A 25,190-nucleotide genomic window follows, 5' to 3' on the forward strand; every position below is an offset into this window, starting at 1 on the left:
TGGAAAGCATGTCTCAGGAGAACCTGTTTCGACGCGGGCGGCGACGGACGGTTGCCGGCGCGGTGAACCCACGATCGGCCAGGCGGAGCACATGAGACCCGTGATCGCAGGTCACCGGTCTGTAACCGATGCCGTGTCACCGACCCGGAGACTGGACCCTTCGGCGTCGGTGGTGCCCGACCTGTTGCGTAGCTGGGCGCAAGCCGATGGTGAAAGAAGTGCGGTCGTCGTGGACGGTGGGGGCTCTCTGACCTACAGCCAGTGGGAGACGCGGTCCAACGCCACTGCCCAGGGTCTGCTGAGCAAGGGGATCCGGCTGGGCGACCGCGTGGGCTTGTATTTCGAGAACGCTGACTGGCTGGATTTTGTCATTGCCTACATCGGTGTCCTCAAGGCCGGAGCGATCGCCGTTCCACTGTCGAGTCGGTTGGCTGACAAAGAACTGACTTGGATACTCGCCGATTGCGAACCCTCCGGCGTCATCCATGGCCGTGTCCGGCCCGCGTCGCAGGAGCAGTCGGGCTGGCGCGCGACACTGCCCGAGCTCACCGCCGACTGCGATACGGCTGAGACGCAGGTGGCCGTCCAGCCCGAAGACCTTGCGGACGTGCTCTACACATCCGGGACGACAGGACGACCTAAGGGCGTCGCTTGCACGCACGGGCACGCGGTCCGGCCACTGTTGGAGGTCGCGGACTGGTATCCCGAAGCGTGGCGCCGATCCGCCCAGCGGCCCTATCTACACGCGAACTCGGTGTCCACCGCAGCGGGACAGCTACGGATGATGGAGCCGCTCGGGCCGCTCGGAATGACGACGGTAGCGCTCCCCGCCTTCGACGCTGAGCGTTTCTGCGCGCTGATCGCCGAGCATCGGGCCGCGGTCGTGCAAATGATTCCCGCCATGGCGCTGACGATCATGGACAGTGGCGCTGTGGACCGCCACGACTTGAGCAGCCTGCGTGTCGTGGTCTTCGGGTGTGCGCCTTTGCCCGCGAACGCCGTGGTCCGCGTTGCGCGGGCCTTGCCCGAGTGTCTGCTGGTGAACCTGTACGAGCTCAGTGAGGCCAGGCATGTCGGCACCTACTCGATCTGCGGTGAGGAGCCCGCGGGGTCCGTGGGGCGGCCACGCGGCGCGACCGAGGTTCGGATCGTGGACGGATCAGGGCGGCTCATGCCCACTGGGCAAGTCGGCGAGATCTGTCTGCGTTGGCGTGGCCTGGCTCCTCAGAGCTACTTCCGCGACCGGGATGCGACTGCCACGGTCTTTGGCGATGGCTGGACCAGGACCGGCGACGGTGGCTACCTGGGCGAGGACGGGCGCCTCCGCCTCGTCGACCGGCTGAAGGACGTGATCATATCTGGCGGCCACTCGGTCTCCTCCGTGGAGGTCGAGGATGCTCTCTGCGATCACGACGACGTCGCTCAGGCCGCGGTCTTCGGGAGATCGCATGCGAGTGAGGGAGAGGAGGTTTGCGCTGCCGTCGTCCTTCGAGGTTCGGTCGAGCCCGAAGAACTACGGCGGTTCGTTCGCCAGAGACTCGCCGACCACAAAGTGCCACGCCGGATCTGGGTCCTCGACGAGATCCCGCGCAACCGGTCTGGGAAACCGCTCAAGCGGGAGCTCCGCGAGCGTTTTGCCGCCCGGGTTTCGGATCACGGCTTCAGCGCTCATCCCGGCGACGACATAACGGAGATAGTGTGCGGAGTGTGGCGGCAAGTGCTCGGTGTGATGTCCGGGCCCGCTGATGACTTCCTCGCGCTCGGGGGGAACTCGCTAAGCGCGACCCAGGTGGTCACAAGGCTGCGTGACGTCCTCGGCGTCGAGCTGACCGTAGGTGACGTGTTCGAGCAGCGAACGCCGGCGGGACTGGCCGCTGCGATTCGTGGAGGAGAACATAGCGATCATGAACCTCTTCGTCCGATCCGCCCGCTGCCGCGACCGCCTGAGCTGAGCCGCCGCCCACTGAGTCGGCGCCCGCCCGGCCTGGGGTTAGACGAGTCAGCCGAATCGGCGCATGATCCAGTAGATCGTGAACGCGAAGAGCAACACGGCTAGGCCGCTGAAGACGGCGGTTTCAACAGCCTGCAATGACCAGAAATGGTTGTCCGGGTGGTATTTGTCCAAGTGTTTGAAACCGCGTTCACGGAGACACCTCAGCGTGCCCTCATAGTCGGCGGCTGTACGGCGGCACAATCGATCCGCCGCAGTCAGGCTGACGCGGTCTCCCTGACCGTCCACGTATCCCCTGGAGATCACCCATGCCTTGTCGGTGGTCTTCGTTCCTGTGCCGCCGACGGGATAGGTGGTCGAGAGCGTCGGCATGAAATGAACCCGCAGGCCGGATACAGCGAACCGGACCGTGACGAAGCCGATCAGGGTGACGCCCATGGCGAGAAGTGAACGGCCGAGCACGGCGCCGGCGGCGACTCCGAGGGACACGGCGAAGAGCGCGTATCCGATCGGCGCGATCCCGACGAGGTCGAATGCGTCCGGAGTGACCCGTCCGAGGGCGGTCGCGTCCTGGAACGGCTTGAACCACCAGGCGAGTAGAAGTGACGTAACGCCGGCTATTAGCGCGGTCGCCAATATCATGATTCCAAGCTTAATGGAAAGCCAGCGAGCACGGCCGATTGTCTGGTTCCAGACGAGGCGATGAGTGTTCTGCTCGAACTCGCGAGCGACGAGCGGCGCACCCCAGAAGAACCCGATGAGCAATGGAAGTACAATCAAGAAACGAGCGGTGTTCAGCCAGCCTGTAAAGCGCTGGTCGAAGCTGTGGGCGATGGTGACGCAGTCTCCTCCGGAAGCCAGGCACGAGGTGAGACCGCTGTCCCTTGAAAAGTCGGTGATCTGCATCCTCGTCAGGTACGCAGCGAGGGCGAGTACGGCGAGCACGACGGCCCCTGACAGGAACTGGACCCTGTGCTGCCGCCAGGTCAGCCAGATCACGAGGTACCTCCGTCAGCGAGGGCTAGGCGCGTGGCCGGGCCCGAGTTCTGACTCATATAGGCGAGGACGAGCTGCTCCAGACCGACGGGGAGAGCCTGCCATGCGGGATCGAGCAGTGGCCCGTTGAGCCGCACGAGCAAAGTGGTCTGCCGGTCCGTGTGGCTGGAGCTGATAACGGTGTGCGGCCCGATCTTCGGGCTGTTCTCTCTCGGCCCCTGGAGCAATCGGTGCGCGTCGAGGAGCGGCTCGATGTCCCCGGCCAGCTGGACCCGCGACGCCGACAACAGGACGAGGTGGTCGCAAAGCTGGTCGAGCTCGGAGACGACATGCGACGACAGGACGACCCCCAGCCCGCTCATCTCAACCTCCGACATGAGCGCGCGCATGAACTCCTGGCGCGCCAGCGGATCGAGATCGACGACCGGCTCATCGAGGAGTAGCAGTTCCGGTCGCCTGCCGAGCGCCAACGCCAAGGCAACCTGCGCACGCTGGCCGCCCGAGAGATGTCCGACGCGCTTCTCCAAGGGGACGCCGACGCGCTGCAACCGCTCCTCGGCGGACTCTTGATCCCATCCTGGATTGAGACGACGGCCGAGTTTCAGGGTTTCGGCCACGGTGAAATTGCGGTAGAGCGGCTTGTCCTGAGCGACGTATCCCAGGCGAGCCCGGACGTGCGGGCTGCGGGGAGCATGGCCGAAGACACGAACTTGCCCGGCGGTCGGGCGCAGCATCCCGACCGCCAGATCGAGCAGAGTGGTCTTGCCGGCGCCGTTCGGGCCGACCAGCCCCACGACACGCCCTTTCGGGATCGACAAGGTGCAGTCCTGCAGTGCCCAGTTGCGGCGGTACCGTTTGCCCACGTCGATCATCTCAAGGATGGCCGTCATGCCACACCCTCCGAAAAGCTGTGCCGGATGACCGCGGTTACGAGCGCAATGACGTCATCCTGTTGGAGTCCGGCCGTCCGAGCCCTACGAATCCACTGTTCGAGATCCCGGCGTAGCCACGGCTCAGCGCTCAAGGATGGATTCGCCAGTGAGAGCAAGACGAAAGTCCCCTGGCCGGGACGGGTCTCGACGAGACCATCACGCTCCAGATCCCGATAGGCCTTGTGCACCGTGTTGGGGTTGATCGCGAGCTTCTCGACGACTTCCCGAGCGGTGGGCAGCTGATCGCCCGGTTTGAGTAGGCCGAGCCGCAGCGCCCGCTTCACCTGGTGGACCAGCTGGAGATAGGTCGTGACACCCGATCCACGGTCAAGGTAAAACTCGATCATCGTGCTACCGATCTACTAGTTGCTTAGTAGTATAGTAGTTGGCAGCAGCCTTTTGAAGGCCTTCGCGTCATCGGACGGTGATCTCTGCCCCGACGACCCGCCTCCGGCGAAGGTCGCCCGGCTGCGCCGTCCGGGGGCCTAGTTGCGCTCGGCGTGACTCAGAGCATGGCCGCGTGCCGACCGGTTCGGGACGGTCAGCTGCCCTGCTGCCCAGTGCAGCTGACCATCTCAAAGCTCAGCGAGATGCCGTGGCACCAGCCGACCAAATCTTGATCGCAGCAGTCTGAGCTAGTGGGAACCATTTTGATGGGCGAGTGAGGAGTGGCTCCCAGTGGGGCCGTAGTTCACCATTCGGGCATTGCGAAAGAATTCCCTCACATCGGGATCGCCCATCAATTTTTCTGCCACCCGAACGGCCTGCTCGCGATGAGATTCAATCGGTCTTCCAAGCTGGATGATAGGACATGACAATGCATGAATCAGTTGGAGAATGCCCTCAATCTGAAACCAGTACGGATACAGCCTGCAATCTAGTGACTTGTATGCGCGGCTACCGCGGATGGCTGCAGAGCAGCAACCGTCTTGTCGAGCGTCCACCTTCTTTCCACCAAAATACGACTCGTCCAATATCTCGTACTGCGCAACCTCATAGCCAAGCGCGATTGCGCTTTCCCACTCGCCGGGCAGGAAGAGGATATAGGAGTCGGACTTCAGGCAGCAGTTCCACTCGCACTGACCGTGATTGACGAGCTCACGACAGAGTGGGATCTTTTCGTTCAGTGAACTCAAGATGTCATCAAGCAGATCTGCTGTGATCACGTTTTCCCCGTCCTATCAGCCAATTTGATAGCAGCCCTTGGTCGCCGCTTCTAGATCCACGAGCTCATATCGTGATACCCGAGAGAATGGGCCATTTCCGTTATCTCCGGCTTCTGGAGTTGAGGGCTGATGATCTCGTAGTTGCGTCGCCACTTGCCAGGGCGCGGAGGTACGATCGATACCATTGGAGGGAGGCCGGACAGCACAGGTTCAAGTAGTTCTGACGGGTCGACTTCCAACCATTCTGCGAGGGCCAAGGTTACTTTGACACGTTTTTCCCGACCGCCTATCAAGTCCTCGTGTCGAAGTTGGAACAAGTCGACGCTGTTGGCCTCAGAAAAGTCCAATATTGATCTATGGATCTCGTACCACTGTCGTGTACAGATCTCCTCCAGGCTGGCGTGGGTCAGCTCTTGCCAGCCGGGCGGAAAGTCCATCTTCCACCAGGACGTGCTCCAGGGGCGGCCTGGAGAGGTGTACCCACTAATCGCCAGAAGTGTGTCTACCCGCTGATTGAAGAACCATGGTGAGAGCCAACCCTCGCGCAGGCTGTCAATTGTGGCACCCGGATTTCGGGTCAAATGCAATATCCTCAGCCGTGCATTAGGAAAGAAGTCATGAATTGCCTGTATCTTGTATGCGTTCACGGGCGCTTTGGAAACCACTGCCTGCGCAGAGACATCGGCCTGCCCTGCTCTTTGCCAGGGGCCAGGCATTGCCAGGGGCGCCCACTCGAAGATTGTGGGGGAATGCGGGCCTGAGGGAGTGGGAAGGTCGGGAAAGTACGCACGTACCTTGTGCCAGGGAAGATCACCATAGTAGGGATCTACCATGGGGTGACGATCCACCAGTTCTCGCAGGATTTTGCAATGAATGTCAATCGACAAATCCTTGTGTGGGATTGATCGATCAAGGTTGATTGAGTTGAGCACCCGAGTCGCGATGGCCTGGGCTTCCTCCAGGCTGATCTGCTCCATGGGCCACTGCACGATCCAACGCCAAAGGAGGTCGACGGCGAAACGCTCGCTGTCCACCGATCCCCAGTCATTGATTGGAAATCCGACATCGGAACCAAGCTCTTCCTCAAGAAGGCCGGGATCGCCGGTCACTTGTTGGATGCGGTCCGAGTCGGCATTGTTCTCGGGATAGTTCCATCCAGCCAGTTTCAGAATTGGCTGCATTTCCCCCTGAAAGTGCAGTAGGGCGCTTGAATGTCGAAGAATTTCGGCTAGAAACGATGACCCGCCTCTGAACGATGAAGCAACAAAAATGAGAGTCCGCACAGATCGGCGAAAGTCGGGTATCGGCGAGCGCAGCCTTCGCAGATTATCCAGCCGTTCACGGGTCATTGCAAAAGTGTCAATGCTTTCGTTAATCACCAGAATGCCGTCCCTGGTCGACCCTGATTGGCTGTAGGTGACGCCGACCGGCTGATGCACCGCCGGGAAGGCAGCGGTCACCCCATCCAGCGCTTGCCGTCCGCTTATCAACAGGATAACCTGATATAGGCGAGAGGGGTAGTCCCGTGCCAGAAGCTGCTTGGACGAGGCTGGCTCAGAGGGCCCCTTCTTCAATAGATGTCTGGCTAGGGTGCCATGGCATATTCGCCCAGCTGAACTGGTCATATGTGCTCCCCGATTCCTTCCTGGTGTCGATGGGCTGCCTTCCCGAGGCCGATCGGACAGCGGGGTGCGGTGCGGCTCGGGCCACGTACGACGAGACGCGCCGAGGAGGACTCAGTGTCCGGGGGTGAACGCATGGATGGGGATGGAACACGCGACGAGGCGGGTTGTCCTTGGGGTAGTGCGAACGCCGGAGGCCCGGATCCTGAACCAGTCGTGTACAGCAGGACGCTACGCCTGGAGGTGCTGCTGGACCTTCAAGGCGAGATCGCGTCGAGTGGCGATGACCTATTCTTCATCGTTCTGCACCAAACCCATGAGCTCTGGTTCAAGTCTCTTCTATACGAACTTGAGAGGGCCCGAGATCACATCGCCGCCGGCGCGCTGGATCCAGCGGCCCACGAATTGCGACGGGTCCGGGCTATCGAGCGTCTGCTCACCGAACAGCTTCTCTCCATGCTGACACTTACTGTGGATGGATTCGCGGCGCTACGTCCATACCTGGGCACGTCGAGCGCGTTCCAGTCAGCGCAGTTCAGGGAAATCGAGTTTTTGTCCGGGCTAAAGGATTCTCGCTACCTGAATGTCAAGTGGTTCTCGACCGCGGAGCGTCGGCGTCTGCAGCGACGTTACGATGAGCCGAGCCTGAGGGATTCCTTTGATGGCCTGCTCGCGCGGAAGGGGGTCGCAGATCTGTTCGACGCCATTAAATGCGACCCCGATGGCGAGTTGCGTTCGCTCGTGGAAGGGCTGGTAGCGCACGACGAGGGCCTGAGGGAGTGGCGAGTTCGGCACATGGAGATGGCGCGGCGTCTCATCGGGGACAGTTCTGGGACGGGCGGGACATCCGGACTTCCCTATCTACGCTCCAGGCAAGGGAGCGCCGTCTTTCCCGATCTCCGGGCGATCCTTGATCGGCTTTGATGTGGCAGAAATTCCGTCGTCCGTATCGTTCCGAACTACGACAACGCTGGCGGCCACGGCCGCGTGCTGATTCAACACCGCCTCGATCTCACCGGGTTCGATCCGGGTTCCGGCGATCTTCACCTGCCGATCGATCCGTCCGAGAAACTGGAGAACCCCCTGGGGGAGGAGCCGCACCGCGTCGCCCGTACGGTACAGGCGGCCCGTACCGGTATCGGTGAAGCTGTCTCGGAAGAAGCTCGCGCGAGTTCGCTCAGGGTCGCCGACATAGCCCCGTCCTACACCCAGGCCCCCTACGAAGAGCTCGCCAGGCTCTCCCACAGCGCATGCTTGCCACATGTGTCCTGCCAGTTTCAGAACATAGAGTGCGGTGTTCGACACCGGGCCGCCTATCGGCAAGCGGCCGAGCGCGAGGTCGTCTTGCGTGACCTCGTGATGGGCGACGTCGTCTGAGCATTCTGTGGGGCCGTAGGCGTTGAGCAGGCGCGTTCGCGGAACGGTTCGAAGCCACCGACGCGCGAGCTCGGCAGGGAGTTCTTCGCCGGTGGCGAGGAGCCAGCGCAGTGTGGGCCAGGCGCCGGCGGCAAGCCCTTCGGGGGTGTCGAGGAGCAGTCTTATGAGGGTGGGCACCAGTTCGAGCACCGTGACGCCTTTGTCGCGGATCGCTGTCGCGATTTTCTCCGCATTGCGAGCATCGTCGTCCGCGATGATGTGGACGCGGCCACCGACGAGCAGTGGGGCGAGCAACTGCCACACCGAGATGTCGAAACCGAGCGATGCCGTCTGGGCGACGACGTCGTCCCCGTCCAGCTGAAGGTCGTGCACCTTGCTGAACAGGTGGTTCAGCATGCCGCGATGCTCGACGACCGCCCCTTTGGGGTGTCCGGAGGACCCGGACGTGAACAGCACGTATCTGGGCTGGTCCATCGAGTCGAGACGCGGCGGCTCCGTCCAGATCGCTGACCGGTGCGCGTCATGGACGCGCAGAACGGGGCAGCGTGCCTCGGCAGCGCCGTGTTTAACGGACGATCCGATGAGGGACTCGTCGCCGACCAGCAGTACGACCGAGGCGAATCCGCGCTTCAGGGTGTCCTCAACGCGCCGCGTTGGCCATGAGGCGTCAATGGGCAGATAGATTCCCCCCAGCAGTTCCAGAGCCAGGAAGGCCGACGCCGTCGCTGCCGATCGCTGGCCGCTTACTGCCACGACCGAGCTTGGCCCCACGCCGGCCTCGTGCAGAAAGGTAGCGAAACGGCGTGCCTCCGAGGCCAGTTGCGCATAGGTCAGGTGTCGGTTGCGATCGACGATCGCAGTACGCGCCGGGGTGCTCGCCGCGATCTGCTCGACCTGGGAGACGACCGGTTGGTCGAGTCCGAGCGCGGTCTCCTTGTGGAGCGCCAGCGCCCGCGCCCGCGCCGTCTCGGTGTCGGCCATGGGGAGCACGGGGAGCGACGACGTCTCCGGGAGGTCCGCGATGCCGATCATTGTGGCCTCCTGCCGACCTGACGGTTGCCGTGCCGCATTGCCTGTGCTTGTTGGAACAGGCTACCCTGTTATAAGAGATATGGGCACTTCCACGGCAAGGCGGGGGGTCGTCGAGGACACGGCAGTAGCGGGCGATCGACGTTGTGGAGGCCTGGCCCTTGACTACTTCGGGACAAGCGGAGCCCCTCACACCGCCGCATCTGCTGTTCCTCTACGTGCAGATGGGTGCGCCCCTCCGCCCTGGCAATTCTGCCCAGCCTGGTAATCGGTTGGATCAGGCGACACGGGATAGCCCAACAGTTGTCTGCGGGAATACTGATCCGCCGGCCGGTCCTAGGCAAGTTCTGGCTTGTCTTCCTCGTGGCGGGTGCGTGTGGTGGTGCTTGGCAACTTCGCGGGCGCGTACAGGCGGCTCGACGCTATGACATGCACGATCGTAGTGCTGGTGGCGGCAACTGCGGGAGGAAGGCTTCATCGGCCATATGGGCCAGCGTCAATGAGTGAACGGATGTGATCGCCGTGGACAACCGCATCGAAGACGTCGTGATTCTCGGAGGCGGGACGGCCGGCTGGATGACCGCTTCCTATCTCGCCAAAGCGCTGCAGGGCACGGTGCGGATCACTGTGCTCGAGGCGCCGGCGATTCCCAGGATCGGCGTCGGCGAGGCGACGATCCCTAACCTTCACAAGACCTTCTTCAGCTACCTTGGGCTGTCAGAGGAAGAGTGGATGCGCGAATGCAATGCCGGCTTCAAGATCGCCGTGCGGTTCGTCAACTGGCGAACTCCGGGGAGCGGCAGCCCGCGCGCCCGACCGCTGAAGAATCGGACGGACCACTTCTACCATCCGTTCGGCCTGCTGCCGGACTGCGATCAGATACCTCTGTCGCACTACTGGTTGAGCAAGACGCTCAATGGCGAGACGGACACGCCCTTTGACTACGCGTGCTTCAAAGAACCCCCCATCATGGACGCCAAACGTGCGCCGCGATGGATGGACGGCCGACCGGCCACCCGCTACGCATGGCACTTCGACGCGCAGCTCGTCGCAGACTTCCTCAAGCGGTTCGCCATCCAGCGGCTGGGCGTCGTTCATGTCGAGGACGAGATGCGTGACGTCCGCATGGACGAGCGCGGCTTCCTCCAGGCGCTCACCACCAAGAGCGGCCGTGTGCTGAACGGAGACCTGTTCGTCGACTGCTCGGGATTCCGCAGCCTGCTGATCAACAAGGCGATGGGTGAGCCGTTCCTCGACATGAGCGACCACCTGCTCTGCGACAGCGCGGTGGCCACCGCGATTCCGCACGACGACGCAACGCACGGCGTGGAGCCGTACACGTCCGCCATCGCCATGAACGCGGGTTGGACCTGGAAGATCCCCACGCTCGGCCGGTTCGGTACCGGCTACGTGTACTCCAGTCAGTTCGCCTCTCAGGACGAGGCCACCGCGGACTTCTGTGCGTTGTGGGGCCTCGATCCCACCGAGACCAAGCTGAACCAGATCCGCTTCCGCGTCGGGCGCAACCGCAGGGCGTGGGTGAGGAACTGCGTCGGCATTGGCCTGTCGTCCTGTTTCCTGGAGCCGCTGGAGTCCAGCGGCATCTACTTCATCACCGCCTCCATCTACCAGCTTGTCAAGCATTTCCCGGACAAACGCTTCGACCCCGTGCTGATCGATCGGTTCAACCGGGAGATCGAGAGCATGTTCGACAACACCAGGGACTTCATCCAGGCGCACTTCCACTTCTCACCGAGGACGGACACCGCCTTCTGGAAAGCCAACAAGGAGTTGCACCTTGCAGACGGCATTGCCGAGAAGATCGAGATGTACAGCGCCGGGATGCCGATCAACCCCCCGCTCACCGACGAGGACAGCTACTACGCGAACTTCGAGGAGGAGTTCCGCAACTTCTGGACAAACGGTAGCTATTACTGCATTCTGGCTGGGCTCGGTTTCATGCCGAAACAGCCACTTCCTGTGCTCCGCTACAAACCGGACTCGATAACCCGGGCCGAACCTCTCTTCGAATCGGTCATGGAGCGGCAGAGAGAGCTTATCGAGACGCTTCCAACAAACTACCAGTACCTGCGCGAGCTGCACGGCGTGCAGTGAGCGTCCAGGGGGGTTGGCGAGAGATTACCGCCTGGGGAACACTTCGCGCGGGGCTCGGAAGCTCTATACCAGCGCTGCCGTCGTGGCGGTGGCTGATGCCGCCGGGGGCGGCAGGGGCGGCGGGCGCATGATCTCCAGCCTCCGCCGTGTCCGTTGGTTCGGGATCCGTGTGCACAGCGATGCGCAGCAAGGATACGCACGACACGATGCCAGAAGTGGACGCTCTGCCCGTTTTGCGTGCGGGGTGATGTCGGCCTTCCCCCTCGGGGACCACAAGCTGGCACTCAGCCAAGTGAAGCACTGTGAAGTGGGCGGTCATCATGGATGATCTCCTCGCGAGGCTCGCCCATGTCGCGCCCGACGCGTTTCCGTATGAGGCGGTGCTCGACGAGTATCGGCGGGTGGGAAAGCATTTCGTCCACAAGGATCTTCTCTGCGCGCTCGACGCGACTCGTACTCGCATATTCGGTCGGTCGACGGCTGATGCCTCGGAGCTGAAACGTTTTCTCAATTGTGCACTGGACAAATGGGATGGCCATTACGACTATGCGACGTACATCGGGTTGAGTCTGTTGCCGATGCCTGACGTCGAAAGCCCGTCGGAGGCCCTGGCCCGACGGGACAGGCTAGTGCTGCTGCTCGTCACGGACGCGCTGCGATTCGAGCTGGACGCCGCTGACGGGCGTACCGGACTGCTGCCTCGATTCCGTCCCGACGAACGATCGGTGGCCAAGCGTTGCCGGCTCGGCGTACGGGCGGTGGGCCAGGACACGTGGGTCGTGCGTCCGCGAGGGCGGGAATTTGTGGATGACCCAATGAAGGTGTCACGTCGGTTGTGCGAAGGCTTGGCGGCGAGAGCGACGTCCGCTGAACGTCGATTTCTGGAATTGAGCATGCTCCCTGTGTACACCGTCCACGACGAATATTTGTTCATCCGAGTCCTGCAGGCCTTTGAGGTGACGTTCGCCGCGACTTGCGTTCTGCTCCGTGCCACGATCAACGCCCTCCTGAACGGGGCGGGTGAGATAGCCGCCGAGCGTCTGGGATCTGCCGAGGCCGTCCTCCGTGGCTCGGCACCGCTCTTCTCGTTCCTGGCGACGATGCGGGTGGCCTCGTTCCACACGTTCCGACAGTTCACCGAGGGGGCGAGCGCAATCCAATCGGACTACTACAAAATGATGGAAGCGCTCTGCCGTACGCCAGACCCGGAACGACTGAATTCCCCCGCCTATCGCTCCGTTCCTGAGGTCCGGCGACTTGTCGGTGAGGGTGTCGCCAACGTCGATGAGGTATTTTATGCCGCACGAGCGGCAGGAGTTCTCGCACCATCGGCGGCCAGCGAAGTGGCATCTGCGATGGATCGGTTCGCGACGACTCTCAAGCTCTGGCGGAGGACCCATTACCGGCTCGCGGTGCGAATGCTCGGAGAGCGCCGCGGGACGGGATACACGGAGGGGACCCCGTATCTGAAGCAGGCGCTCGACGTCCCGGTCTTTCTCGACACACGGGATCGTTCGCGCGGGCGTTAGTCGTGCGGTGCGTCCTGGCTCATCTCAGTATCAGGGCTCGCCGGCAAACGTCGCCCGCGCCGGTCATGCGTGCGGGGTGCTCCTCGTAGGCGGGAAAGCCGGGCCGTTCCGGCTCAATGTCCGGACGACCGATCCCTGATGGGAAGCGGATGGAGCAGCGGACGAAAGGCATGAGCGCTGTCGAAGGCGGCTTCACGGATGGGAAGGATGGCCGCCGAGAGATCGTTGCTTTCCAGCCAGCGCTTGGCACTCTCCGGACTCTCCATCAGGTTGACCAGCGGACACCAGTCCTCGACTGTCACACAGGAGGTCGACCGGTCGGGCATCATCAGGACGGCCGACCTCGGGACGCTGACGACACGCCTTCTGCTGAAGCGCACTTCGATCGGAGTCCCGGTCTGTGGGCAATGGGAACGCACGATGGTGCGTCGGCCCTGCAGCGCGCTGATTCCGAGTGCGTCCCAGGCGCACCAGGTCCACCGAGGCCCCTCGCTCGTTACGAAAACATGCTGGGTCGGTTTGGCGCTCAGCCCTGCGATGCCGAGGATCAGGCGATCCTCGCTCCGGATCAGGCGTCCACGTTCCTCCAAATTGTCGACGTGTGGCTCTATCGCGTCCGACGAGGACCCCAGCGCGCCGCCGAGCTGCTCGAGGGAAACCGGCCGTCTCGTCGCGTAGAGCATTCTGAACGTCTGGCGTTCTACGGCACGCTCAGTCGGGGCTGTACATATGGGCGATTCTCCGTGGCCGGACTGACTCTCGGGTTCGAAAACGTGGCCATCGGAGCGGTGAGCCGACCGTCCTCCCGCCCGACGCCCCGCCATGAAACCTGCGAGCACGCCCACGCTGAGCAGGGCGGCGCCCGCGGGGAGGAACGCGGCGTCGTCCAGGCCGAAGGTTCGTGCAGACCGATCGGCGCCCTTGAGAGTCCGCCTCATGCGCGCCCCTTCGCTTCGGTTGGCAACCGTGCGCCGTCGAGAGTGCCCCTTGCCCGCGAAGATAACAGGACTTCTTGATATGTGTCTGCCCCCGTGCGATGCTGCGTGGAATCCACGAGGAGCTGACGGGAGGCTCGGTGGATCACCCCGGTCCTGCATTCGATCCGTTGACCCTCGACAGGCGTACCCGAGATCGGTTGTGGGGGCTGCTCGCCGAGGCCGCGGAAGGGTTCGCCGACAACGTGGGCGAGCTCGCGGCCGGAGCATTGGTCGACGCGTCCGACGTGAGAAAGGCGCTCGCCGCCTTCGACTTCGACGACCCGGTCGCGCCGACCGACGCCTTCACGCTTGCCCTCGACGCGCTGAGGACCCTGCAGCCGCAGGTGGGCCATCCACGTCACTTCGGCATGTTCGATCCCGCGCCGACGACCATGGGAATCATCGCCGACGCACTTGCCGCTTTGTTCAACCCCTGTCTGGCGACGTGGGACGGCAGCCCGTTCGGTGTTGAGACGGAGAGACACCTCGTCGCGTCCTTTGCCGGCAAGTTCGGCTACCCTCAGGACGTCGCGGACGGGATCATCACCTCCGGTGGGTCGGAGGCCAATCTCACCGCCGCCCTTTTGGCCCTGGTGGAGCGGTTCCCCGAGTATCCGGAACTCGGACTGCGGGGACTGCCCGGACAGCCGGTCATCTACTTCGCCACCGGAGCCCACCCGTCCGTGCCAAAAGCAGCGAGGCTGGTCGGCCTCGGTGATTCGGCTGCACGCGAGGTGCCGGTGACCGAGACGGGTCGGATGGACGGAGAACTTCTAGACCGGCTCATACAAGCTGACCGTGACGCCGGCCTCATCCCTCTGTTGGTCAGCGCCACCGCGGGGACGACCGGTGAAGGCGTCATCGACCCGATCGGCGTGATCGCGGAGGTGGCGACACGCCATGGCGTCTGGCTCCATGTGGACGCGGCGTGGGGCGGGGCGGCGGCGCTGCTTCCCGAGCTCCGATCGGCGTTCGCCGACATGGAGCAGGCTGATTCCATCACCTTCGACCCGCACAAATGGATGTCTGTCCCGATGAACTGCGGGATGCTGCTCACGCGGCATGGTCCGCTTCTCGGGCGGGCGTTCGATGTGACGGCCCCGTTCGTCGCCGCCCAGGAAGGCTCGGCGCCCGACCCCTTCGCTCGTTCGATCCGCTGGTCGCGTGGGTTCGCCGGGCTCAAGCTCCTGCTGTCGCTGGCGGTCGCCGGCTGGAGCGGCTACGAGGAGACGCTGCGCCGGCAGGTGGCTCTCGGAAACGTCCTTCGTGCACGCCTCCGCGCGGCGGGATGGTCAGTGACCAACGACACGCCTCTGCCCGTCGTCTGCTTCACCGACGAGCGCCGAGGGGCGGACGAGGAACGCCGGTTCCTCTCCCTCGTCGCCGGGGCAGTCAATCGGACCGGCGAAGCCAAGCTCTTCGTCGCGAAGGTCCGCGGCCGTCACGCGCTCCGTGCCTGCCTGACGAACCACGCGACCAGAGCCGGCGACGTGGACCGGCTCGTGGATCTTCTTGAGTCCGCAAGGCAGCAGGTGCTGGCTGGGGATGCGGACCTTCAGGCGCCCGTATCGGCAGGTGACTGTACGGACGGTGCCTGCTCGACGGGCTTCAGCTTCGCGTGGGATCGCTGAACTGGGGTACTCGACGAAACCTTTCAACGAGCATGCGCCGACGAACAAATAATCAGGAAAACCTGTGGAAAGCATGGATGGAAGGACCTACCGTGGTAGGCGTCGTCATCGCAAATAAGGATCATGGGCAACGTTCGCGTCCGTCCCCAGTGCCGGTACGCGGCTAGGAGGCGAGGTCCCCTGTGCGCGTCCTCCTGATTTCGTCGTACGAGATCGGTCGCCAGCCCTTCGGACTCGCCTCTCCGGCCGCGTGGCTTCGTGGAGAAGGGGCTGAGGTCACCTGCGTCGACCTTGCTGTGGAGCGTTTCGATGAGCGTTCGGTCGAGGCTGCGGGGCTCATTGCGTTTCATGTCCCGATGCACACGGCGACTCGCATCGCGATCTCTCATCTCGACCGGGTGAAGAAGCTGAACCCGCAGGCACACCTGTGCTTTTTCGGTCTGTACGCGCCGGTCAACGAAGAGTATCTGCGGAGCCTTGGCGTTCACACCATCCTGGGCGGCGAGTTCGAAGAGGGGCTGACCGCGCTGGCCCAGCGATTGGCCGGTTCGCCGGATGCTGTCGCGGAACGACGGGGAAACGACGTCGTCCAGACCGGGCCCGTGATATCGCTCGCGCGGCAGCAATTTCGAGTTCCCGATCGAAGTGGTATGCCGGCGTTGAAGCGTTACGCCAAGGTTGATCCCGGCAATGGCCGCTTGAAGGTGGCCGGCTACACAGAGGCGTCTCGAGGGTGCCGCCACCTGTGCCGCCACTGTCCGATCGTGCCAGTGTACGGGGGCCGCTTCCGTGTCGTGCAGCGAGACGTGGTGATGGAAGACATACGGCGTCAGGTCACGCAGGGCGCGGAGCACATCACTTTCGGGGATCCCGATTTCTTCAACGGCCCCGGGCACGCCATGGCCTTGGTGACCGCCTTGAACGAGGAGTTTCCGGACGTCACCTACGACGTCACTATCAAGGTTGAACATCTCCGGAAGCACCTGAGGCTGCTGCCAGACCTTCGTGCGACTGGTTGCCTGTTCGTCACCAGTGCGGTCGAGGCCGTTGATGCGCCCACACTTCGGATCTACGAAAAGAACCACACCCGGGACGATTTCATCGACGTGGCATCTGAGTTTCGGAGTATAGGGCTGGCCTTCAATCCGACCTTTGTCACGTTTTCACCATGGACGACGCTCGAGAGCTACGCAGACCTACTGAGCCTTCTCGTCGAACTTGAATTGGTCGACAATGTGGCTCCCATTCAGTTCGCCATCAGACTGTTGATTCCGGCGGGTTCGAGACTGCTGGAGCTATCCGAGGTCCGTCAGATCACCGAACCGTTCAACAAAGAAGCACTGTACTATCCTTGGACGCATCACGACCCACGCGTCGACGCGCTATACGAAACCGTTCGAGGACATGTCGAGGCCGGCACCGCTGCCGGGCAAAGTAGGCGTGAGATCTTCCGTCTGATCTGGAAGTGCACCTATGCTGGGCTGCACAACACCGATCCCGACGACGTTTCCGTGCCGGAGCCTGCGCTTGACGGCCTGCCTGAGCGATCGGTGCCCGCAGTCACCGAACCCTGGTATTGCTGTGCCGAGCCCACTGATTTGCAGCTGGCCGGCGCCGGCGACCGTGCGATCATTTGATCAAAGGCCGAGAGGATCCGCAGCCTTCATGGAGCCTAGAAGGCTGGACACTGCGGACAGTCCGCCCTGGAGTTCATCGCGCGAGCCGCCAAAGCCAAGGCGGACGTGGCTGGGGTGTGCGAAACATGTGCCTGGCACGAGCAGAGTGCCGTGCTCGCTCATGAGCCGATGGCAGAAGTCTTCCACGTTAGAGACGTTGCGTAGCCGGGGAAAGGCGGTGACTCCTCCCGCCGGACGGACCCACTCAATGTGGTCCTCGTGCTGGCCAACCCACTCATCCAGCACCGCCAGGTTGCCGCGGGCCTGTTCGAGCATGGGCTGAAGAAGAAGTTCGGACTGCTTGACCGCGTGGGTCGCAACCAGTTCGGCCAGCGGCGACAATGCCAGCGTTGTGTAGTCGCGATGGGTGACACATCGTTCGAGCACATCGAGGGGAGCCATGCACCAACCGACGCGGATGCCCGGAAGTCCATACGCCTTGGAAAGTGTGCCGAAGGTGATCGCCTTTTCATACAGCCGGGAGGCATCCGGAAGAGGCGGGATCCCGTAAGTCAGTTCGGCAAAGGCCGCGTCCCAGACCAGATAGCAATCGTGGGTTTCTGCGATGTCGACGATTGTGCGCTGTTGGTCCCGGTTGACGGTAACGCCTGTGGGGTTGTGGGGAAAATTGACGACCAGCATGCGGGTCGCCGAGGAAACCAATGACCGCAGTTGATCGATGTCAGGTTTGAAGCCGCGCTCGAAACGCAGTTGCCAGGGCACGATCCGGCATCCGATTCCGGCCGCGATGGAGACAAGGGAGTGGTAGGCGGGATCGACCACGACGACCTCGTCGCCAGGATGCAGAAGCGCCGTCATCACGAGGAAGAGCGCTTCACTCGAGCCATTCGTGGCCATGACCCGGCTGGGGTCGCCATTGCCCCATCTCTGCGCGATCGCCGTACGAAGTTCCGGAGCTCCGCAGGACGGACTGTCCCTGAAGACAACGGAGTCGAGCTCTGTGATGTCGATGCCGAGCGTTTCGCGTAGCTCACCGAACGAGTAGGAGCTCACTCCGCTGCAACTGATGTCATTGGATGCGGTGAAGTAGTAGTCACGAAGCCAGTCTTCAAGCGCGGCTCTTGGTAGCTGCATGTTTCACGCTCCCTGGAAACCCTGTCTACGTGATTCTACATAACGATACCGAGCTTTCTAAAGGCCCTTTCCTGTCGTGCTGAGGATGCCCACCGGCCCGGGGGTGATCGTGAATGGTGTGCTGGCCTAAGGGCATACCGAAGCCCTGGCGATCGGCCGGTTGTGATTATCAGGCCGCCACCAGATGCTTCGCATGCTGTTGTTCTGTACCTCACGGCAGCCTGTCCAGACCGAGTCGGTCAGCCTATGCGCAGTTCAGGACGTACGCTTTCCCGACTACCGGGAGGTATCGACGGCTCGTCTGGAGGCAGTGACCACAGGTCCGCGGCGGTCTCAAGGTTGCGTCTGCAACCGGATATGAGATCGACACGCTATGCCTTCATCGCTGGACGAACGATGACTAATCCTTGCGTAGGCAATACTTGATCACGCTATTTGACCCTCCGGATGCAAGGGGCAAGGTATCGAGGGAGAGGTTCTTTCGGTGAGGTGGCTGGTGTCGAACCGGTGGCCCTGGTACCTATTTTGGTCGAACCTATCGATCGCAAATCTTGTCCAAAATGGGGCCCAGGCGGCCGCTCATCGAGTTGCATTAGGGTGATCGATTGTGTGCGGAAAGTAATGGTGAAGCTTGGGTTTGGATCGATCCTAGAAGCGGACTCGATGATTGACGTAATATCTGACCCAGAGGGACTTGGCCCGTAAGTCAGACGCCAGGCGGGGATGGGGTTTGCACGGAAATGCTTCACGAGCGGATCCACGGCGATGCCGAGAGTGGCGGCGAAGAAGCGGACGCGGGGTCCGTCGCGAGGTTTCTGGGCGTGCTCGCTGATCCGGCGAGGTTGGATCTAATGGAGCTCCTGTGTGACGGTGAGCGTACCGTGAGTGAATGCGCCGAACAACTTCATCTTTCGCAGGGACAGGTCTTAGGTCATCTACACTGCTTGGTCGAAGCTGGGCATCTGCGGTCCTCTCACCGTGGACAGCAGACGTACTACCGAGTGGCGGCACTGCAGACCGCCCACCTGATTCACCTGGCGCGCTCGCTCGCGACCGACAACGCAACCGAATTAGGCTGTTGTAGTCGCATCAGCACGGAGCCATGAACCGGATACGCCGGTTGCTGTGGATCTTCAGCAGTGGCATGAATCAGTCGGTACGACGCCTCGGGTTCGCCGACGTCCTTCGAGCCAGTCATGATTTTGGCTGATGGGGAGGAGGATGACCCTCGATGGCGGCACCACGTGAGTACCTTCGGAACTCCGCGACCGAGAGGTGCTGCTGGCGTTAAAGGTGGACTGGCCGATCGCGCGGACCGCCTCGAACCTGAGCATCCACCGCGAGGTTGCGGACCTGGAGGCCGCCCGTACGTTCTTCGCATCTCTCCCCATGATTGAGGACACGAGGATTCCAGAAGGACGACTCGGCCCTAGCCGGGGCACGTCACCGATACGTGTGGCGGCTGGCCTGCGACGGGCGGGTCCGAACGCAGCGGCGTCCGGCGATCGTTGCCGGACGCCCTGGCCTGACGCCGCACGGCATGCGTCACGGGCATAACACCTGGCTCGCCGAGGCCGACGTGGCCGAGGTGGTGCGTTGCGCGGGGCTGGGCTGGGAGAGGTGATTGAAGGTCTTCCCGTTGGCGCATCACACTCGGGGCACGGCCCTCGGACTCGCGCATCCGCGCGTACGGGCCTGGCCTGCTCCCCTTCATCGGCTGGCCCCCTCGTTGGTTCGTTTTCCCAGGTCGTAGTAAGGATCCATGTGAGGGCGTTCCTGGAGCGGGGTGGCTCGAACACGACCACGGGCGTATTAGCTGATCGGGTCGCTGGGCTTGGACTATCGGGGCTCCTCGGTTGAGGGGTGGTCGGGATCTGCGCTTGGAGATCGTTGGGCGAGTTGGTCGGCGATGTGGGTGGCTTGTGGGGCGCCGAGCTGCTGGTACAGGTCGAGTGCCTGGTGGAGGTGGTGGGTTCGGGTGGCGGGGTCGTCGCGTAGGTCGGCGAGGCGGGCCAGGAGGGTGTGGATGTTGGCGGTTTCGTGCTGGGCGTCGACCTGGTGGGTGAGGGTGAGGGCGGCGTGTAGGTCGGTGTCGGCGTCGTCGAGTCGGCTGAGGTGAAGGTGGCTGTCGGCGCGGCCGGTGAGGGCGCGGGCGTGTAGGTAGGGCTCGTGGTGCGTGGCGAAGTAGCTGATGGCTTCGTCGTAGTGTTCGATGGCGCGGTGGTGGTGGCCGGTCCGGGCGGTGACTTCGGCGAGGTGGCGGGTCATGAGCGCGGCGCCGCGCGGGTGGTTGATGTGGCGGTGGATGTCGCGGGCCCGGGTGAAGGTTTCGGTGGCTAGGTCGAGTTGGCCGGTGGCCATTTGTGCTACGCCGAGCATGTCCAGCGCGGAGGCCTCCCCGATCGGGTGGTCGGCCGCGCGTTCCAGGTCGAGGGCGCGTTGGGCGTGGGTGATGGCGGCGGTGTGGGAGCCGCGGTTGTTGTGGTAGGCGGCCAGCCCTTCCAGCATCCGGGCCTGCGCCAGGACGTCCTGGGCGTTTTCGGCGGCGGCCAGCCCGTCCAGGTGGAACTGCTCGAAGTGCGTGTAGTGCTTGCGGTGGGTGAACAGTCCCCACATCGCCTCGGCGATCTCCCACGCGGTGGTGAAGTCACCGTACAGGTGTGCGTGGTGGAGCAGGGCGAGCAGGTTGTCGCGCTCGACCTCCTGCCAGTCCAGTGCCGCGACGGTGTCGGCGAAGGTGGTCACGGGCGGCTGGGTGAAGTATCGGCCCAGGTACCAGCGGTGGGGGTTGATGGTCCGCTGGGCGGCGACGGCGATCTGCAGCATCCGGGTGGTGATGCGGTTGAAGGCGGCTCGCCGGACGGGTTCGGGGTCGGTCGTCTCGGTGGTGTCGAGGGCGTGCTGGCGTGTGAGGTCGTGGTAGCGGTACCGGCCGGGGGCGTGCTGGTGGAGGAGTTGGGCGTCGGTGAGTGTTTCCAGTAGCTGCTCGGCTTGCGGGGGCTCCAGGTCGGCGGCGGCCGCGGCGAGGTCGGGGGTCAGGTCGGGGCCGGGGTGGAGGCCGAGGAGCCGGTACATCCGTTTGGCGTCGTCGCTGGGCAGGGCGTTGTAGGAGGTGGTGAGTGCAGCCGGTACCGAGTGGTCGTTCATGTGAGTGTCCGTGCCTTCATGGTTGTGGTGGTTGTGGAGGGCGTGGAGTTGGGCCAGGCGGGTGTGTTCGTCGTTGAGGCGGGTGACGAGCCGGGCGATGGGGGTGTGGGGGTGGGTGATCAGGTGTGCCGCGCAGGCGGTCAGTGCGAGCGGCAGCCGACCGCAGTGGGCGATCAGGGTCCGGGTGGCGTCCGGGTCGGTGGCGGTGCGGGCGGCGCCGGCCATGGCGTCCACCAGTTGCCGGGCACCGGTCTCGTCCAGCGGTTGAAGGTCCAGGTAGTGGGCGCCCTCGACCCGCAGGCAGGGCAGGGTCCGGCGGGTGGTAACTGCGACCAGGTTGCGGCCCGCGCCGGGCAGCAGCGGCCGGACTTGGGCGGCGGATGCGGCGTTGTCGAGCAGGATGATCAGCCGCCGCTCGGCGGTGACTGATCGGAACAGTGCGCTCTGCTCGTGGACGTCGCGGGGGAGCTGATCGGGTGTGATGCCCAGGGCGCGCAGGAACCGTTCGAGGACGTCGCCGGGGTCGGCCGGGCGGGTTCCGGAGAACCCGCGCAAGTCGGTGAACAGTTGCCCGTCGTTGTATTGGGAGCGGAGCTGGTGCAGCCACCGCAGCGCCAGCGCGGATTTGCCGACTCCTCCAGTGCCGGTGATCACCACCAGGGTTGGCGCGTCGTGGTGGCCGGTCCTGGGGGGCTGGGTCGTTGCCGGGTTCGGCGGCTGGTGGGGCGTATCGGTCCAGGTGGGCCAGCTCATCGGTGCGGTCGGCCCAGCAGGCGGGCGCTGCGCGCAGCTGGGCCGGGACGGGCATCACGGCGGCCGGATGCGGCGCGGGCATGGTGAGGTGCATCCCGCCGTGGACCGCGCTGGCTTGCACGACGGCGTGGACGTTGCCGTCGCCCCCGGTGAAGTCGTTGTGATGCCCCGGCCCGGTCATCACGACCGTCCCGGGTGTGTGGCCGCTTGTACAACCGGTCGTGCTGCGGCGCAGTGCAGCCGCACAGCGAGCACCTTCACCATGTGGTCGACATCTTTCACAGAGAGCATCCGGTACGGTCTGGCCGGTGCGGCCGGTCACTCCGGGCGATAGACCGGCCGCTCGGCGTTCGTCATTCGGCGCGCAGCTCGGGCTCTGGTCAGGACGGGCCGCAGGCTCCGCCGAGGTGCCGGGCCAGGAACTCCTCGACCGCGGCGTAGAAGGTCTCGCGGTTCTGCGGCCGGACGAGGCCGTGGCCCTCGCCGTCGAACTTGAGGTGGCGGTAGGGGATTTGGTGTGTTTCCAGCGCGGCGATCAGCGTGTCGACCTGCTGCGCTGCGGGCACGCGCACGTCGTTGACACCGTGAGCGATCAGCAGCGGAACGCGGATCTTGTCGGCGTGCTCGGCGGGTGAGACCTCGCGGAGCCAGTCAGCGTCGCGCTCGGGGTGGCCAACGCGGGCGCACAGCTGTTCGCGCATCGGCTGGGCGTAGGGCGGCAGTGAGGTGATCAGGGTGGTCAGGTCGGTGGGAGCGCACGCTGCCACCGCGGCGGTGAACACGTTTCCGTTGAACACCGCGCCGCACAGCGCGGTGTACCCGCCGTAGGAGCCGCCGTAGATGGCGACCCGCCCGGCGTCGGCCACTCCTTCGTCGATGAAGTGGGTGAGGGTATCGAGGAGGTCGTTCTGCATGGCCCGGCCCCATTGGCGGTCCCCAGCGGCCATGTGGGCTGTGCCGTAGCCGGAGGAGCCGCGGTAGTTGACCTGGATCACCGCGTATCCGCGGTTGGCCAGCCATTGCGCCTCGGGGTGGAACTCCCACCGGTCGCGGGCCCAGGGCCCGCCGTGCACCACCAGCACCGTCGGCAGCGGCCCGTCGGGCGCGCCCGGCGGGCGGGTCAGGTAGCCACGCAGATCGAGCCCGTCTCTGGCCACCAGCGCGAACGGTTCCATCGGCGCGAGCGCGTACTGGGTCAGGTCGTCACGCTGGTGGAACAGGAATTGCGCCTGCCTGCTGTCGCGGTCGTAGAGGTAGTAGCGGACGGGGGCGTGCGGGGCGGTGGTCTCGGCGAGCAGCAGCCGCCCGCCGCGGGCCCACCCGATCACGCTCACGTCACCCTCGTCCAGCGCGGTCAAATCGTCCAGATCGGCGGCGAAGTCCGGGTCGAGGAGCTGGTAGCGGTTGCGGTCGGGGGCGTAGACCGCCACGACCGGCTCGACGCGGTCCGGGTCCAGCCACGCCTGGACGACGTCGTGGTCGGGGTCGGCGTCGATCGTGGTGATCGCCCCGTCGCAGACGTCGACGTAGGCGAGTCTCAGGGCCCTGGCCTGCACCGAGGTGCCCATGATCAGCCTGGTGCCGTCGCGGGTGAAGTCGATGCGCGTGTCGAGAGAGACGTCGTCGACGGGCAGGTGGAGCAGCGGACGCCACGGCCCGCCCGGCTCGTCGCAGACGTGGACCGTGCAGCTGCCGTCGGGGTTGGGGGCCATGCCGCCGCGGACGTGCAGATCGGTGTCGGCCAGCCATTCGGTGAACGGCGGGTCCCCGTCATGCCCGGGGTTGGACTCGACTAGGCGCAGCTCGCCGCTGTTCAGGTCCAGCCGGTAGAGGTCGCGCAGCCCCGGGTTCCCGACGTTGGCCGCGATGAGCATCTGATCGGGGTGCCATTGCGGGTGGTAGGCCACGACCTTGGCCTGGACGGGGCCGTGGTCGCCGTGCTCGGGCGTGACCAGCCGGGGCCGGGGCTGCTCGTCGGGCTGCTCATCGAACTGGTCCGGCAGGTCGAGCAGAGAAAGCCGCCAGTTCTCGTCGCCGTCTGTGTCCTGGCGGATGAGTAGCCGTCCACCGGCGCACAGGGTGAATTCGGTGATGCCGCGTCCCCGGTCATGGGTGACGGGGCGGGCCGGGGCCGAGCCGTCCACCGGCTGGATCCATACGTTCATCACCCCCTCGATTGGGGCGGCGAAGCCGAGCAGCCGCCCGTCCGGCGACAATGCGGGGTTGAGCCGGTCAGGGGCGCCGAACAGCACCCGCCGCGGGATGAGCGTGCGCGGACCGGCGGCCGGGGCGGGTGAGAGGGTGGGTGGTTGGGCGGGTGACGCGATGTTCATCGGACTCGTCGATTCCTCTTCGCTGCGTTACGGACACGGAGTTGTCGGCCGCGGCTGGCGGCGTGCCCGCCGCCCTGCGCCCGGTGGCACGGGTTGGTGGCACGGGTTGGTGGCACGGGTTGGCAGGCACGGCGGGGTCACGGGGACCGGCCGCGTCCCTGCCGACCGGGTTGCCCGACCGGGTTAAGCACGCGCGAGCCCAGGTCGAGCAGGCGGGCGGGCGGGTTCGCCGAACGAGCGGAACCGGCGATTTCGGCGGCGCGCGACGCCCGGGCCGGCGCGGCACGGCCGCCAGCCCCGTCAGCGGTCAAGGCCGCTGGCCTTGGCCGCTCGGGTGGCCGCTCGCATCTGGTGTTGCACGTTGATCGCCGCGCCCCACAGCATCATCAGCAGGTTCTGGGCGTCGTTTTCGGCCGCGGCCCGCTGCTGGTAGAGCTCGCGGGCCTTGTCCCGGCCCTGCGAGGCGTAGGTTTCGACCATCTCCCGGGCGAGGCGGGCGTTGGTGCGATGGATCCGGCGGGCCTCCACCATGGTCTGCGCGGTCATGCCGGGCACCGCGTCGCGGGCGCGGGCGACGCCCTTGCGCTCGTCGGGCAGGAAACGGGCCACCTCGGGGACGTCGTCGCCGGTGACGGCGCCCAGGGCTCGGCAGCGACGCTGGATGAATTTGATGAGGGACTCCGCCATGATCGGCCCGGTCTCGGGGAAGTCGCGGCGATGCTGCATCGCGGCGAAGGCCTCGTACGCGCCGAAATGATCACCGTTGACGGAGGTGGTGATGGTGTTCTGGCATTGCGCGCTGATGATCTCGTTGCGCGTCAGTCGGGATCTCGGCATGACAGGGCTCCGGTTTGTGGACGA

18 protein-coding genes are annotated in these 25,190 nt (G+C 64.4%); 7 read left to right on the forward strand and 11 right to left on the reverse strand.

The window, feature by feature from the left end:
* Positions 1-169: 169 nt before the first annotated feature.
* The gene (locus ACH34T_RS27135; RefSeq protein ID WP_396023739.1) at positions 170-2,056 is read left to right on the forward strand and encodes an AMP-binding protein; all 1,887 of its coding nucleotides are present in this window, start codon (positions 170-172) and stop codon (positions 2,054-2,056) included.
* Here the strand turns inward: ACH34T_RS27135 and ACH34T_RS27140 are convergent.
* The 5 genes from ACH34T_RS27140 to ACH34T_RS27160 all read right to left on the reverse strand — a co-directional run bounded on the left by ACH34T_RS27140 (position 2,000) and on the right by ACH34T_RS27160 (position 6,505).
* On the reverse strand, positions 2,000-2,950 hold the full coding sequence (locus ACH34T_RS27140; RefSeq protein ID WP_396023740.1) for a hypothetical protein: 951 nt from the start codon (positions 2,948-2,950) through the stop codon (positions 2,000-2,002). The two genes, ACH34T_RS27135 and ACH34T_RS27140, sit on opposite strands and share 57 nt — an antisense overlap.
* Positions 2,947-3,837: an ABC transporter ATP-binding protein gene (locus tag ACH34T_RS27145; protein WP_396023741.1), complete on the reverse strand. Its 891-nt coding sequence runs from the start codon at positions 3,835-3,837 to the stop codon at positions 2,947-2,949. The genes ACH34T_RS27140 and ACH34T_RS27145 overlap by 4 nt, the downstream gene beginning before the upstream one ends.
* Positions 3,834-4,226 carry a GntR family transcriptional regulator gene (locus ACH34T_RS27150; RefSeq protein WP_396023742.1) on the reverse strand — a complete coding sequence of 131 codons (393 nt, stop codon included), beginning with the start codon at positions 4,224-4,226 and terminating at the stop codon, positions 3,834-3,836. Before ACH34T_RS27150 ends, ACH34T_RS27145 begins: the two co-directional genes overlap by 4 nt.
* 288 nt (positions 4,227-4,514) lie before the next feature.
* Positions 4,515-5,045, reverse strand: coding sequence for a hypothetical protein (locus ACH34T_RS27155; RefSeq protein ID WP_396023743.1), 531 nt, complete (start codon positions 5,043-5,045; stop codon positions 4,515-4,517).
* Between the two features lie 50 nt (positions 5,046-5,095).
* Entirely contained in the window at positions 5,096-6,505 is a 1,410-nt protein-coding gene (locus tag ACH34T_RS27160; protein WP_396023744.1) for a hypothetical protein, read from the reverse strand.
* Positions 6,506-6,883: 378 nt separating this feature from the next.
* Here ACH34T_RS27160 and ACH34T_RS27165 point away from each other — a divergent pair, with 378 nt between their 5' ends.
* A complete protein-coding gene (locus tag ACH34T_RS27165) occupies positions 6,884-7,591 on the forward strand; it encodes a tryptophan 2,3-dioxygenase family protein (RefSeq protein ID WP_396023745.1) in 708 nt (235 codons plus the stop codon).
* Here ACH34T_RS27165 and ACH34T_RS27170 read toward each other — a convergent pair.
* A complete protein-coding gene (locus ACH34T_RS27170; RefSeq protein WP_396023746.1) occupies positions 7,529-9,076 on the reverse strand; it encodes an amino acid adenylation domain-containing protein in 1,548 nt (515 codons plus the stop codon). The two genes, ACH34T_RS27165 and ACH34T_RS27170, sit on opposite strands and share 63 nt — an antisense overlap.
* Positions 9,077-9,586: 510 nt before the next feature.
* Here ACH34T_RS27170 and ACH34T_RS27175 point away from each other — a divergent pair.
* Positions 9,587-11,188: a tryptophan halogenase family protein gene (locus ACH34T_RS27175; protein ID WP_396023747.1), complete on the forward strand. Its 1,602-nt coding sequence runs from the start codon at positions 9,587-9,589 to the stop codon at positions 11,186-11,188.
* Between the two features lie 320 nt (positions 11,189-11,508).
* A complete protein-coding gene (locus tag ACH34T_RS27180) occupies positions 11,509-12,717 on the forward strand; it encodes a hypothetical protein (protein ID WP_396023748.1) in 1,209 nt (402 codons plus the stop codon).
* 113 nt (positions 12,718-12,830) lie between these two features.
* On the opposite strand, the gene ACH34T_RS27185 is transcribed toward ACH34T_RS27180, so the two are convergent.
* Positions 12,831-13,400 carry an alkylmercury lyase family protein gene (locus ACH34T_RS27185; protein ID WP_396023749.1) on the reverse strand — a complete coding sequence of 190 codons (570 nt, stop codon included), beginning with the start codon at positions 13,398-13,400 and terminating at the stop codon, positions 12,831-12,833.
* A 353-nt stretch (positions 13,401-13,753) separates the two neighbouring features.
* On the opposite strand from ACH34T_RS27185, the gene ACH34T_RS27190 reads away from it, so the two are divergent.
* A complete protein-coding gene (locus ACH34T_RS27190) occupies positions 13,754-15,325 on the forward strand; it encodes a pyridoxal phosphate-dependent decarboxylase family protein (protein WP_396023750.1) in 1,572 nt (523 codons plus the stop codon).
* 182 nt (positions 15,326-15,507) lie between these two features.
* Complete coding sequence (locus tag ACH34T_RS27195; protein WP_396023751.1) at positions 15,508-16,962, forward strand: CUAEP/CCAEP-tail radical SAM (seleno)protein; 1,455 nt, start codon at positions 15,508-15,510, stop codon at positions 16,960-16,962.
* Here the strand turns inward: ACH34T_RS27195 and vioD are convergent, their stop codons facing one another.
* A complete protein-coding gene (gene vioD / locus ACH34T_RS27200; RefSeq protein ID WP_396023752.1) occupies positions 16,963-18,096 on the reverse strand; it encodes a capreomycidine synthase in 1,134 nt (377 codons plus the stop codon).
* 740 nt (positions 18,097-18,836) lie between these two features.
* On the opposite strand from vioD, the gene ACH34T_RS27205 reads away from it, so the two are divergent.
* Positions 18,837-19,202 (forward strand): ArsR/SmtB family transcription factor, encoded by a 366-nt coding sequence (locus ACH34T_RS27205; RefSeq protein WP_396023753.1) that lies wholly within the window; start codon positions 18,837-18,839, stop codon positions 19,200-19,202.
* 733 nt (positions 19,203-19,935) lie between these two features.
* On the opposite strand, the gene ACH34T_RS27210 is transcribed toward ACH34T_RS27205, so the two are convergent.
* The 3 genes from ACH34T_RS27210 to ACH34T_RS27220 all read right to left on the reverse strand — a co-directional run bounded on the left by ACH34T_RS27210 (position 19,936) and on the right by ACH34T_RS27220 (position 25,166).
* A complete protein-coding gene (locus tag ACH34T_RS27210; protein ID WP_396023754.1) occupies positions 19,936-21,996 on the reverse strand; it encodes an ATP-binding protein in 2,061 nt (686 codons plus the stop codon).
* A gap of 380 nt (positions 21,997-22,376) precedes the next feature.
* Entirely contained in the window at positions 22,377-24,329 is a 1,953-nt protein-coding gene (locus tag ACH34T_RS27215; protein ID WP_396023755.1) for an alpha/beta fold hydrolase, read from the reverse strand.
* A gap of 300 nt (positions 24,330-24,629) precedes the next feature.
* Positions 24,630-25,166 carry a hypothetical protein gene (locus tag ACH34T_RS27220; RefSeq protein WP_396023756.1) on the reverse strand — a complete coding sequence of 179 codons (537 nt, stop codon included), beginning with the start codon at positions 25,164-25,166 and terminating at the stop codon, positions 24,630-24,632.
* Positions 25,167-25,190: the final 24 nt, after the last annotated feature.

It is taken from the genome of Actinomadura sp. 9N215 (genome assembly GCF_044326345.1).
Lineage (GTDB): Bacteria > Actinomycetota > Actinomycetes > Streptosporangiales > Streptosporangiaceae > Spirillospora.

Coding starts and splice junctions, on each gene's coding strand:
- ACH34T_RS27145 (WP_396023741.1), bottom strand. CDS start 3,837: ATGACGGCCATCCTTGAGATGATCGACGTGGGCAAACGGTACCGCCGC.
- ACH34T_RS27150 (WP_396023742.1), bottom strand. CDS start 4,226: ATGATCGAGTTTTACCTTGACCGTGGATCGGGTGTCACGACCTATCTC.
- ACH34T_RS27170 (WP_396023746.1), bottom strand. CDS start 9,076: ATGATCGGCATCGCGGACCTCCCGGAGACGTCGTCGCTCCCCGTGCTC.
- ACH34T_RS27180 (WP_396023748.1), top strand. CDS start 11,509: ATGGATGATCTCCTCGCGAGGCTCGCCCATGTCGCGCCCGACGCGTTT.
- ACH34T_RS27185 (WP_396023749.1), bottom strand. CDS start 13,400: ATGCTCTACGCGACGAGACGGCCGGTTTCCCTCGAGCAGCTCGGCGGC.
- ACH34T_RS27190 (WP_396023750.1), top strand. CDS start 13,754: ATGCTGCGTGGAATCCACGAGGAGCTGACGGGAGGCTCGGTGGATCAC.
- vioD (WP_396023752.1), bottom strand. CDS start 18,096: ATGCAGCTACCAAGAGCCGCGCTTGAAGACTGGCTTCGTGACTACTAC.
- ACH34T_RS27205 (WP_396023753.1), top strand. CDS start 18,837: ATGCTTCACGAGCGGATCCACGGCGATGCCGAGAGTGGCGGCGAAGAA.
- ACH34T_RS27210 (WP_396023754.1), bottom strand. CDS start 21,996: ATGAGCTGGCCCACCTGGACCGATACGCCCCACCAGCCGCCGAACCCG.
- ACH34T_RS27215 (WP_396023755.1), bottom strand. CDS start 24,329: ATGAACATCGCGTCACCCGCCCAACCACCCACCCTCTCACCCGCCCCG.
- ACH34T_RS27220 (WP_396023756.1), bottom strand. CDS start 25,166: ATGCCGAGATCCCGACTGACGCGCAACGAGATCATCAGCGCGCAATGC.